Consider the following 12,156-nt stretch of genomic DNA (forward strand, 5'->3'; position numbering starts at 1 on the left):
CATTTTTTATTTAATGAGCAAAGCGGCCTCAAGTCTTCAAAGAATTGATTGATCCTGCCATACCAGTACCCATAACCTTCATGACCAAAAGTTAAAAATGTGAATGATAGCGAAATGTTCGTTACTTGTCGAAAACGAACATAAGTGTTCGAAATCGAACACATTCTTATTTCTTTATCAAGCATAAAGAACTGATTATAAAGTATTTATGATTTTGGTATACAATTGGCACATACCCTGGCATGGATAAAATTATTGATAAGAAAAGTCAACGTACTAATAAGTTAAAGCGACTTAGGGTTCCTATGGGAATTGGAGGCGTGGTTATTTTCCTGCTGATAGGGTTGCCACAATTTTTCAGAGCTTCTCTGGAAAGAGATGCAGTAATTATAGAAACAGTAAAAAGAGGGAGCGTTGCCAATACACTTTCTGCGGAAGGGATAGTGGAACCTTTTGGTGAAGTGGTCCTGGTAAGTCCGGCAACCGCAAAAATTAAAAGTGTGTTCCGGGAAGCCGGGGCAGTGATCGATTCCGGACAAGCCATCCTTCAACTCGATGCTGAGTTTATGGCCAGGGAATATAAACGCCTGGAAGACGAATTAAAATTAAAAGACAATAACGTACAGAAATTAAGACTCGAACTTCAAAAGAATTTACGCCAGATAAAACTAGAAAACGAAATTAAAGAATTACAGGTAAAGAACTTCATAGCTGCAGTAGATCGTATGGAACGCTTGTATGAAATTGGAGGTGCTACCAAAGAGGCCTTAAACGAAAGCAAACAAAACCTTGAGATTGCCCGTTTAGAAAAAGAGAAGCTACAGAGTGAATACGAATATAAAAAGGCATCCTTCGGACAGGAGTTGGCCAACGAAAGTATTTTGTCTTCTATTCAGCGTCAAAAGCTGGAAGAACTCGGCAAGAAACTCGAAGATGCTTCCTTAAAAGCCCAGCAGGCAGGAATGCTTACCTGGGTAGAAAAACGCATCGGAGTACAAGTGCAGGAAGGGGAACCCTTGGCTAAAATAGCAAACGTTTCTTCCTTTATCTTAACCGCCAGGATCTCTGACCGCTATATGCAACAATTGCAAATAGGATTACCGGTACTGGTTACGGTTAACAGTGAAGTAGCTAAAGGAGAAATCGATCAAATTTCACCAACCGTTGAAAATAATGCCGTTAATTTTAAGGTACGACTGGAAGCCAATAGTCAGGATATGCTTAAACCAAACCTCTCTGTTCCGGTTTCTGTGGTAATCGGGAATAAGGAAAATACCTTGTTCTTGCCGGATGGAGCTGCTTTTAAAGGTGCCAAAACACAAAAGGTCTTTGTGTTAAATGATGATAAGGCAATAGCTAAAGAGGTGGAACTGGGCATACAGGCCGATGGAAAAGTAGAGATCTTAAGCGGACTGGAAGAAGGTGATCAGGTAATTATTTCTGATATGGAAAATTACAAGAACAAATCTAAAGTCAATATCCGATGAAGAAGCTTTTAACAGGCATAATGTTATTGATTTGCGGGATAGGACTGGCACAACAATCCGACTATACCCTGGAACAGCTTATCAGCCTGGCACAGGGAAATGCGATGAGCCAGAAAGAGGCAGTCCTTACCCTTAGAGAAGCGGCGTTGGATTATGAAGCGATTAAAGCTGCATTAAAACCGCAACTTAATCTGAAAGCACAATTACCTAATTTCTATAAAAGTTCTTCAGCCGTTACACAACCGGACGGAAGTATTAGCTTCCTTCCAATCTCTCAGGATGACAGCGATTTGCAATTGCAGCTGTCTAAACAAATAGGCCCCACCAATACCCGCCTGTTTACCGAGGTAAACCTGCAGCGCTATGAAAACTTTACGGCCGATGCGGTACTTTACAATAGTGTGCCCTTTAGAGTGGGTATACAACAGGGAATCAATACCTTTAACAGGTTTAAATGGGATAAATCACTGAATCAGATCGATTATCAGATCGCCTTAAAAAACTCAGAGGTGAACATGGAAAAGGTAGCCCTCGAAGTGGTTTCCGGTTTTTTTAACTTACTATTGGCCCAGGTGAGTCACGAAATAGCAGAAACCAATCGCGATAGTAATGAGAAAATCTATAACATCGCAAAAGAACGCTATAGTTTGGGAGTGCTTTCGAAGGCAGATCTGTACCAGTTGGAATTGCAATTGAATAAATCGGAGGAACAGTTGATCAGTGCAAAAAGACAGTTATTAAGTTCTGATAGCGCCCTCAGACGTGCAGTGAATGTGTTTTCTGATCAGGATAACTTATTCAAAGTACTGGTTCCTCAACAAGTAAACCATTTCTTTATCGATCCGGATAAAGCGGTTACTCTGGCATGGAACAACCGACCGGAGCAACTCGAAAATGAACGGGCCCTTATGGAAGCGGAAATGGTTTTGGAACAAGAAAGAAAAACTCGTGGCCTCCAGATGCAACTTTACGGAAGTGTAGGGGTAATAGGTTCCGGAATGGATATAAGTACGGCTTATCAAAACTCAAAAGCTGATGTATTGGTGCAATTAGGACTGGAAGTGCCTATTTTTGACGGAGGGCAACGCCGTATCGCCATCGAAAAGCGTAAAACCCAGCTAGCCTTCAACCAGGCCGAAAATACCTTTAGAGAACAAAGTTTTAAGCAAAGAGTACGACAGTTGGTCATTCAATTCAATGAGATCCAGGAGGAACTGGAGTGGAGTCAGAAGAATTTAGATCTGGCACAAAAGCGCTATGAAATAGCCAATCAACGGTATGTCCTGAACGGGATCAGCGTAACCGATCTAACCCTGGCCTTTGCAGAACGGGATACCACATGGCGCAATCATATTATCCTTTTGCAAAGCTATTGGACCCTCTATTACACCATAAGAGAATTAACGTTATACAATTTTGAAACATCTAATTATTTATACCAATGATAAAGATAGAAAACCTTAACAAATCGTATTTCACAGATACACTGGAAACACAAGCACTGCAAAATATCAATTTAGATATAGCTGAAGGGGAATTCATTTCAATAATGGGCCCTTCAGGATGCGGGAAATCCACCTTATTAAATATGATCGGTTTGATCGATCAACCAACCGACGGACAGATATTCATCAATCAAATGCAACTGGAAGCCCTACCGGAAAAGAAACTGGCCGAGTTTAGAAACCAACACCTCGGTTTTATCTTTCAGAGCTTTCACCTAATCTCGGATTTGTCCGTAATTGATAATGTGGAACTCCCGCTTCTTTACAGAAAAGTAAATGCTAAGAAACGCAAAGAAATGGCTGAGGCGGCTTTGGAAAAGGTCGGACTGCTGCATCGTAAGAATCATTACCCAAATCAACTCTCGGGTGGACAACGACAAAGAGTGGCCATTGCCAGAGCGATTATTGGTCAGCCTTCTGTATTATTAGCGGATGAACCTACCGGAAACCTTGATAGTGTTTTAGGAACCCAGGTAATGGACCTGTTAATGGAACTCAACAGCGCTTCAAAAGTAACCATCGTAATGGTTACACACGATGAAGCCATTGCGCAGCGAACCAATCGTATTGTACGTTTATTTGATGGAAACATCGTCAACTAAAAACTACTGAGATGTTAAAGAACTATTTAAAAATAGCACTAAACAGCCTTCGGAAGAATGTGTTGTACACCGGGGTAACCCTCTTTGGGATTAGTTTTACCCTTATGGTACTCATATTTGCGGTGGCCGTGCTGGAAAATGAATTAGGAAGCAATAAACCCATGACAAACTCAGATAAACTTATGTTTATTCCGAGTATGACCGCCAAAGGGTACGAACGACAAAAAGAAACAAAATACGATAGTATTTGGGTAGACGATACCCTGAAAATAGATACCATTACCACCACCAAGATCAATAGGGCCAATGTGGTTAATGAATCGAATGCAGGCTTGTCTTATTCCGTGTTTAACGATAGACTTAAAACCATGACGACCCCCAGGTTTAAGTCAGTATATTTTCCTAAAATACCGATCAATGTATATCCGTCGAATGCCAAATTAGAATTAGAGGCTAATCTGGTGGATGCGGAGTTCTGGAAGATCTTTGACTTTAAATTCCTCGAGGGTAAGGCCTTTTCCGAAATGGCTGTAGAAAATAGGGTTAGAGAAGTGGTCATGAAAAAAGAGGCCGCTAAAGCTTATTTCGGAGATAAGGATTCTTACCTGGGGAGTGAATTTACCTGGGGTTCCAATGGTACTTTTAAGGTAGTGGGGATTGTAGATAAATCCGTGTCCTCCAATGAAGCAGTAAGTGTCGATTTGTTTTTCCCGGTTACATTTACCAACAGCGACGACCTTAACTACAGCTTTGGTCACCTCGGATCCGGTCATGTGGTCCTGATGGCTCATAACCATAATGATTTCGATAAAATATCTGCGGAGCTCGATAAGGTGGAAAACAACATTCAGCCAGTCGATGATTTCGACGAGTTCATTTTTAATGAAAAAACGCTGGAGGATATGTACGCCTGGGGTTTTATAGGAAATCAAACGCAACGATTTGGTAGTAAACTTTTAGGGTATATTTTCACGGGCCTCGGACTCTTTTTGCTCATTCCCCTGATTAACCTTATCAACCTGAATAGCACCCGGGTCCTTGAAAGATCGGCCGAAATCGGAGTTCGAAAAGCCTTTGGGGCACAAACAAAAGATGTGTTGGTACAGTTCCTGTTTGAGAACCTGATCTTAACCCTTATCGGAGGTTTTATTGGACTGATTCTTAGTCAACTCTTATTAGGACTATTTAACGCAAACCAGTGGCTGGGAGAAACCCATTTGGCCATCAATCCGATGGTTGCCTTTATCGGGTTGGTTATCATGATCGTTTTTTCATTTCTGTCAGGAATCATTCCTGCCTACAGAATTTCTAGAATTGCTATTTCCAACGCTTTAAAAACTGCCTCATTATGATAGTTCATTATTTAAAATTATTGTGGAAACGTCGCAGAAGACACACCCTTCTGTTCCTGGAGTTTGTATTTACCTTTTTTATTCTGATTGCTGTACTGCACTATACTTTGAATAAGGTAAAATACATGAATGAACCGATGGGGTTTGATTCCGAGAACCAATATATTGCCAATATACAATTTGACAGAGAACTATTGAAAGACTCTGCGGGCTTCTTTAACCTTACCAATAAACTGAAATTAGGATTAAAATCCCTTCCGGAAGTGGAGACCGTAAGTGTCTCTAATTATGTATATCCCTACGGAAATGCAGAATGGTACACCAATAATGAATCTGATAACTTTTCGTATAGAACATCTTATACCCAGGTCGATGAAGAAGCAATTAATGCTTATAATTTGAATATGGTGGCAGGACGATTCTATACCAAAGCAGATTACATCAGAAAGAAAGTGCCTATCGTGGTTAACCAGGCATTTGTGGATACCTTTATGGAAGGAAAAGATCCGGTGGGTTTTGTACTTACCCTACATGGCGAAGATGCAGAAATAATTGGAGTAACCGAAGCATTCAAATATAATGGAATCTTTTTGGAAGGTGAACCTTTTACCTTTTACCCGCTGAATTACAGCTGGGGCAATTCGGCGGCCTTGGTCATAGATATGAAACCGGGTACGCCCGCAACCGTGCAAAAGGAAATGCATGAAATCCTTAAAAAAGAACTCAAACACGAGAACTTTTCTCTAACCACCTTAGACGACCTAAAGCAGACGTTTAATAACCGTTTTTGGGTGCCATTGATAGGAATGCTCAGCGTGAGTCTGTTTTTGATCATTAATATAGCAATGGGGTTATTCGGAACTTTGCGATATGCTATCAATAAAAGAAAATCAGAGATCGGATTGAGAAAAGTACTGGGAGCCACCACGAGAAATATTCGTTTTCAGGTAGTCGGAGAGGTAATATTACTTATGATATTAGCTTTTTTCGTAGCCTTGATTCCTGCTGTCCAGATATTTGAATTTGGAAACCTGATCACCGATTACAGTACTTTTATAACATCTATTGCTTTGAGCTTGCTTTTAATTCTTATTTTGGTGTTAATTTGTAGTATTATACCAAGCCAAAGAGCTTCTAAACTTATGCCAGCGGTAGCTTTACATGAAGAGTAATACAAAACACCCATATAAAATACTCGTGCTTGACGACGACGAAACCGTTTGTCAATCACTCCGATATTTGTTTATCAAACAGGGTTGGGAGGTGCAAACACTTACCAACCCTCTTAATGCAGTGGCTTTTCTGAAAAATAACCCTGCCGATCTGATTTTGCTGGATCTGAACTTTAGAGTGGGAACCGATGGAAAGGAAGGCCTGGGGATATTAAAAGAAATTAAAAGTTATACGAAGGAGGTGCCGGTCATTTTATTTACCGCCTGGGGCAGCATGCAGTTAGCGATTGATGGAATGAAGCTGGGGGCTGCTGACTTTTTAACCAAACCCTGGGATAATGAAAACCTGATTGCTGCCATTCGTACACAATTACAGCTAAGAGGTAAAAATGAAGATCCACCAACGTCACATTCTAGCCTGGATGCTATTATTGGAACTTCTGAAACCATTAAGGCAATTAAAGAATGGATCGTTAAAGCTGCACCCACCGATGCTACCGTTTTAATTTCAGGAGAGAGTGGTACCGGAAAAGAATTGGTGGCTAAAGCCATCCATGACCTTAGCAAACGACAAGATCAGGCTTTTGTCTCAGTCAACCTGGGAGCCATTCCTGATTCTCTTTTTGAAAGCGAACTCTTCGGTCATAAAAAGGGGGCCTTTACTTCGGCTGTTTCTGATCGGGAAGGACGTTTTAAATTGGCTGAGAAGGGAACCCTGTTTCTCGATGAGATCGGAGATTTAGCCCTGGCCTCACAAGTAAAGCTTTTAAGGGTTCTTCAGGAAAAAACCTTTGAACCCCTGGGAGGTTCGAAACCGATCAAAACAGATGTTCGCATCATCTCCGCCACGCATAAAGATCTTTCAGATATGGTGGTACGCGAAACTTTTAGAGAAGACTTGTTCTATCGAATCAACCTGTTGCATATACATCTCCCTGCCTTATCAGAACGTCGTGAAGACATTCCGCTTTTGGTAAATCATTTTATTCAACAGTTCAATGCAACTCAGAATAAAAAGGTGAAAGTAGAGTCTCATGCGCTGGAATGGTTAGAAAAGCAGGCATACCCGGGTAATATTCGTCAGCTTAAGAACTGTATCGAACGGACGGTGTTATTAACTTCAAAGAATAGTTTGGGTATCAAAGATTTTAAACCTCATTTAGAAGCAAAACCTGGGGGAAGTAATAAATTCCCAAAGGTGGGCGAACTTACCCTCGATGAAATGGAGAAGACACTAATAGCAAATGCTTTAGAGTTTTATGCCGGAAATATTACCGATGCCGCACGGTCCCTCGGAATAACCCGTAGCGCCCTATATCGCCGAATCGAAAAATACAATATAAATTATGACGCTTAAATGGCGATACCGCTTATATCATGGGGTAGTGTTCTCTATGTTCACCGCCCTGGTGATATATACCTTTCACGATCGATTGTTGTACCTAATGATAGCCGAAATCATGGTGTTCGTGCTCATCGTTTTATCATTTTACCTTTTCAAGTCATTGTTCTTGCCTATCGAACAGATTAATCTGGGGATCGATACCATAAAAGATCAGGATTTTACAGTTAAGATCAGTGAAACAGGAATGAAAGAAGTGGATGAGATGATTAAAGTTTATAATTCACTCATTGAAAACATCAGGAATGAGCGACGGTTTCAAAAAGAACAACATTTCTTTCTCTCGCAATTACTGGAGAGCCTCCCGATTGGGGTCCTTATTTTAGATTACGACGATCAGATTGCCGAATACAATCCTGCAGCATCTAAATTTTTTAATCTTGAGAAAACCGATATAGGAGCTCCAATATCGAAAGTATTACCTTTTGTAAATAGCACGGAAGCCACTACAACATTTCCGATAAAAAGATATCAGAACAATTATTACCGGGTAATAGCAAACACCTTTGTTCATAAAGGATTTCATAGAAAGATCATCATGCTCGAAGAAGTGAGTAAGGAAGTCTTTGCTATCGAAAAAAAGGCCTACGATAAGGTGATACGAATGATGGCCCATGAGGTTAAGAATTCGGTGGGAGCCGTAAACTCAATATTGGAGGAATTAAAGAATGATCTGGATACCGAAGAGGCCAACCTTTTAGAGATAAGTGTTCGAAGAAATAAAGCCCTGAATCAATTCATTAATAATTTTGCTAGGGTGGTTCGTATTCCTGAAGCTCATAAAGAACCAATAGAATTAGGGACCTGGATTGAAGAGGTATTGATCCTGATGAAGCCTAAAGCTGAAGCTAAAGGGGTTTCGATGAGGTTTATAAATCCAGGACTTAAAGTGTATCAATATATCGATGCGACCCTCTTGGAACAAGTGCTTATTAATGTATTACTCAATGCAATAGATGCCTCGGAAAATGCAGCCCAAAAGGAAGTAAAAGTCGAACTAACTAAAAATCAGTTAATCGTTACAGATTTTGGAATTGGAATTCCTGAAGAACTGCAAAAAGAACTTTTTACACCCTTTTTTACGACCAAACCTAAAGGACAGGGAATCGGACTAACCATGGTGCGAGATATCCTCGAAAAGCACGGGTTTCAATACCGTTTGAGTAGTGATAATGGAGCTACCCGATTTCAAATTAAATTTTAGGCAACTGCCTGCAAGGACTCCAAAATTAAAGTTAATCCGGAATAATACCGCCTGAATTGGGTGAAAAACCCCTGTTTTTACGCTTTTAGATTTTGTAACTTTATTTAAGGAGAGGGACGTATTAACTTTAAATCTATGGCAATGAAACATCTGGGTATATCTGGCGGAGGTACTAAAATTGGAGGCCTTTTTGGAGTCGCCGAATCCATCATCTTTGAAAGGGGATATCAACCTGATATTATAAGTGGAATTTCGGCAGGAGCGGTGCTATCACTTCCATTGGCATTGGGGAAACGAAATTTGATAAAAGAAATGGTTCTTGATTTTAGTCTGAAAACATTTTTTAATGTACCGCCCGTTAAGGAAAATGGTAAAATAAGACTATTCAATGCCATAGGAAAGATAATAGCAGGTAAGCCTTATCTGGGAGAACAAAAGAACCTTGAAAGATTATTGAAACAAATAGTTTCAAGAGAAGAGTTTGAACATTATAAGACAGCTGATAATCTACCCATTTGTATTGTCGGAGCTGTTGATTTTTACACGGGAAAACGTTTTTATATCAATCTTAAAGAGGTGAGCTACGACGACTTTCCGAAGTTTGTAAATGCTTCGGCATCCCTGCCAATATTTACGCCCGGAGTCAAATTCAATACGAAAATAACTGATTTCGAAGGAGTTTCTAATGCCCACGATAAGGTGCTGTTGTTTGACGGAGGTGTCAGAGACCATAGTCCGAGTGCAAAGATCCTGAACAGCAAGATTACCAATTTCAATATCACAGAAACCTGTACCATCTTTTCCAGACCGGAAAGTTTGTATGATATTTTAAGCCCATTCGATTTTCTTCCTCGCAATCTTCTTAAAATATTGGAGCGCTATGTATCAATCACCAATGCCGAAGTATCTAAGAATGATCAGGCTCAGGAAGCACAAATTATTAAGGAAAAGGAAATCCTCGATCATGGAACCTTTTACTTACCGCGCATCATGAAAGGAGTCTATGATGTAGACAAAAGCCGCCTGGCAGCACTTTATGAAAACTCCAAGGAAATTGTAACAGATGAAAGTTGGAATGATGTAACGCTTTTCGCTTAAAATTGTATTATTATATGAGTTTAAAACTACTACGTAAAAATGCTGAATGCTTTTAAAAACAGGAACAATAGAGACTTTGAATAAACATGTACAATCAGTTTTGTAATAAAAAGTTTTAGGAGGCCTGGATATTTTTATACCCATGAATCTTATTAAGATCTTAAGGATTTTAATTAGCTGATTTTTAAATGTTTAACTTTTTAGGGTTAAGTCTTTTGTATCTTTGTACAACGTATTAAAAATGGAGCGATCTAAAATGAGGAAGCGAAGATGTATAAGTCTGCATATGATATGGGTCATGAAGATTTACTCCAAAAACTCAGACAGATTGTTTTAGCCAATCTGGACAATGAGAATTTTGGGGTGTCTCAGCTGTCTGAACATATCGGAATGAGTCGCTCAAATCTTTTTAGGAAATTAAAGCAACTAACAGGAAAGTCAATAAGTTGTTTTATTAGGGAAATCAGGTTAGAAAAAAGCCTTGAACTTTTATTAAATAGCTCCGATACGGCATCTGAGATCGCTTATAAAGTAGGCTTTAACAGTCCTTCCTATTTTCACAAATGTTTCTATAAATATTATGGCTTTCATCCTGCTGAGGCCAAAGACCAATCTGCAGACATTTTGTATAAGAGAATAAAAAGTCAAAAGGTGGTAAAGACTGGTAGGCCGTGGATTATACCAAGAATTGTTTATCCAGTGGTTATTCTTCTTATAATCATTTTTGGGGTGGGATATACCTTGCTGAATACTGATAACACTCAAAGTTCAACCGGGGAAATTGAATTGGAAAAGTCCATAGCCATATTGCCTTTTCAAAACTTAAGCTCGGATGCAAGCAACCAATACTTCGTAGATGGCCTGGTGGACGATCTGATCAATAGACTTTCAAAAGTGGAAGGTATCAGCGTGATTTCCAGTACTTCATCAGATATGTATCGGGAGCGAGGTACCAAAACAGTACCACAAATTGCCGGAGAATTAGGGGTCGCTTATTTAATAGAAGGTAGTGTACAGCGGGATGCCAATAATATTCGGATTAACGTTCAACTGAACGACGCTAAAAATGATGAACAAGTGTGGTCTCATATTTATGATAGGGAGCTCAATGATATATTTTCTACCCAAACCGAGATTGCCATGATGGTAACCTCTGCCATGCACCTCGTGCTTACCCCTGAACAAACTAAAGAATTATCGAGTTCTGGAACTATGAATTTAAAGGCCTTGGAACACTATCAGTTAGGGAGGTTTCATCATGATAAAATGACTACCGAAAGTTTAGGGAAGGGGATTTCATATTTTAAGGAAGCCATCGAGGAAGACTCAACATTTGCCAGGGCTTATATAGGGTTGGCTGACGCTTACAGCATGCTGCCCGCCGAACCTTATGTTCCTAATGTTAAATTAAAAAGAGAATTGGCGTTAAAAGCTTTGTCTTTAGACAAAAGTTTAGGTGAAGCGTATGCTATTCTTGCTGAGTGTTATGAAGCGGAAAAAAACTGGAAAGCCGCTGCAACTGAGTACATGAAGGCTATAAATTTAGAACCTAATAATCCCAGAATTCTTAGACCTTATTCTCAGTTTTCGTATTTGACCAGGAAAAAGCAAGATGCTCGGGTATACATCGATAGAGCCATTAAATACGATCCATTATCCTTTTTAAATCATCATTTTAGTGCCTTTATTTATGCCAACGAAGAACAATATGAAAAGGCCATGGAAGAATTGATCATATGTGAAGAACTCAATAAAAATCAACCATGGATGCTGTTAGGGAAAAGTCATATCAACCATTATTTTGGTAATGACCATGAAGCCGTTGTTGCATTAAAAGCCTATGCTAAAGTTGCTTTTGGAGCGGATTATTCCAAAGAAATTGACAGTATATATGCAATTAGCGGGTATAAGGCACTTTTGGAATGGCAAATACCAAAAACCAATTTCCCTCAATATCAATCGGAATTATATGCAGCTCTGGAAAATGAAGAAATGGCCATACGTACCTTAGAAAAGGCCTTGGATGAAAATCTACTGAATAACTATTTCGTATATAGACCTTGTTATAAAGAGTATGTGAATAACCCACGTTTTAAGGCCATTGTGAAGAAAAAGAAATTATATAAATTTTACTACGATAAAGATGGTAACTACATTCAATAGCACCATAAGTTACTACGTTAACAATTAATGAAATTTTTCATACATATTTCGTACACATAGATACTCCCTCAAAACGCTCATATTTTAATTTATTGAGCTGAATTGATTTGTTTTAAAGTAGTTTAATTAACTGATTTTTAACTGTTTGTCTGTTTGGTTTTAAGTCTTTTG

Annotated in this window: 9 protein-coding genes; all 9 read left to right on the plus strand. The window is 39.3% G+C overall.

Features of this window, described 5'->3' with window-relative positions; translation table 11 throughout:
* The first annotated feature begins 242 nt into the window (after window positions 1–242).
* Window positions 243–1,487, plus strand: a complete 1,245-nt coding sequence (locus tag BM361_RS04210) for an efflux RND transporter periplasmic adaptor subunit (protein ID WP_074977142.1) — start codon at window positions 243–245, stop codon at window positions 1,485–1,487.
* Window positions 1,484–2,932, plus strand: coding sequence for a TolC family protein (locus tag BM361_RS04215; protein ID WP_074977144.1), 1,449 nt, complete (start codon window positions 1,484–1,486; stop codon window positions 2,930–2,932). The genes BM361_RS04210 and BM361_RS04215 overlap by 4 nt, the downstream gene beginning before the upstream one ends.
* Window positions 2,929–3,594 carry an ABC transporter ATP-binding protein gene (locus BM361_RS04220; protein WP_074977146.1) on the plus strand — a complete coding sequence of 222 codons (666 nt, stop codon included), beginning with the start codon at window positions 2,929–2,931 and terminating at the stop codon, window positions 3,592–3,594. Before BM361_RS04215 ends, BM361_RS04220 begins: the two co-directional genes overlap by 4 nt.
* A gap of 11 nt (window positions 3,595–3,605) precedes the next feature.
* Window positions 3,606–4,946, plus strand: a complete 1,341-nt coding sequence (locus BM361_RS04225) for an ABC transporter permease (RefSeq protein WP_074977148.1) — start codon at window positions 3,606–3,608, stop codon at window positions 4,944–4,946.
* Complete coding sequence (locus BM361_RS04230) at window positions 4,943–6,118, plus strand: ABC transporter permease (RefSeq protein ID WP_038264346.1); 1,176 nt, start codon at window positions 4,943–4,945, stop codon at window positions 6,116–6,118. Before BM361_RS04225 ends, BM361_RS04230 begins: the two co-directional genes overlap by 4 nt.
* Entirely contained in the window at window positions 6,108–7,475 is a 1,368-nt protein-coding gene (locus BM361_RS04235) for a sigma-54-dependent transcriptional regulator (RefSeq protein WP_074977150.1), read from the plus strand. The genes BM361_RS04230 and BM361_RS04235 overlap by 11 nt, the downstream gene beginning before the upstream one ends.
* Window positions 7,465–8,724: a sensor histidine kinase gene (locus BM361_RS04240; protein WP_074977152.1), complete on the plus strand. Its 1,260-nt coding sequence runs from the start codon at window positions 7,465–7,467 to the stop codon at window positions 8,722–8,724. Before BM361_RS04235 ends, BM361_RS04240 begins: the two co-directional genes overlap by 11 nt.
* A gap of 135 nt (window positions 8,725–8,859) precedes the next feature.
* On the plus strand, window positions 8,860–9,822 hold the full coding sequence (locus tag BM361_RS04245) for a patatin-like phospholipase family protein (protein WP_074977154.1): 963 nt from the start codon (window positions 8,860–8,862) through the stop codon (window positions 9,820–9,822).
* Window positions 9,823–10,092: 270 nt separating this feature from the next.
* Window positions 10,093–11,985, plus strand: coding sequence for a helix-turn-helix domain-containing protein (locus BM361_RS04250; protein ID WP_074977156.1), 1,893 nt, complete (start codon window positions 10,093–10,095; stop codon window positions 11,983–11,985).
* Window positions 11,986–12,156 lie beyond the last annotated feature (171 nt).

The organism is Zhouia amylolytica (genome assembly GCF_900116365.1).
Lineage (GTDB): Bacteria > Bacteroidota > Bacteroidia > Flavobacteriales > Flavobacteriaceae > Zhouia > Zhouia amylolytica.

What these genes read in the sequence shown, in the direction of transcription:
- BM361_RS04210 (WP_074977142.1), top strand. Translation starts at nt 243, where the DNA reads ATGGATAAAATTATTGATAAGAAAAGTCAACGTACTAATAAGTTAAAG.
- BM361_RS04235 (WP_074977150.1), top strand. Translation starts at nt 6,108, where the DNA reads ATGAAGAGTAATACAAAACACCCATATAAAATACTCGTGCTTGACGAC.
- BM361_RS04215 (WP_074977144.1), top strand. Translation starts at nt 1,484, where the DNA reads ATGAAGAAGCTTTTAACAGGCATAATGTTATTGATTTGCGGGATAGGA.
- BM361_RS04230 (WP_038264346.1), top strand. Translation starts at nt 4,943, where the DNA reads ATGATAGTTCATTATTTAAAATTATTGTGGAAACGTCGCAGAAGACAC.
- BM361_RS04245 (WP_074977154.1), top strand. Translation starts at nt 8,860, where the DNA reads ATGGCAATGAAACATCTGGGTATATCTGGCGGAGGTACTAAAATTGGA.
- BM361_RS04220 (WP_074977146.1), top strand. Translation starts at nt 2,929, where the DNA reads ATGATAAAGATAGAAAACCTTAACAAATCGTATTTCACAGATACACTG.
- BM361_RS04225 (WP_074977148.1), top strand. Translation starts at nt 3,606, where the DNA reads ATGTTAAAGAACTATTTAAAAATAGCACTAAACAGCCTTCGGAAGAAT.
- BM361_RS04250 (WP_074977156.1), top strand. Translation starts at nt 10,093, where the DNA reads ATGTATAAGTCTGCATATGATATGGGTCATGAAGATTTACTCCAAAAA.
- BM361_RS04240 (WP_074977152.1), top strand. Translation starts at nt 7,465, where the DNA reads ATGACGCTTAAATGGCGATACCGCTTATATCATGGGGTAGTGTTCTCT.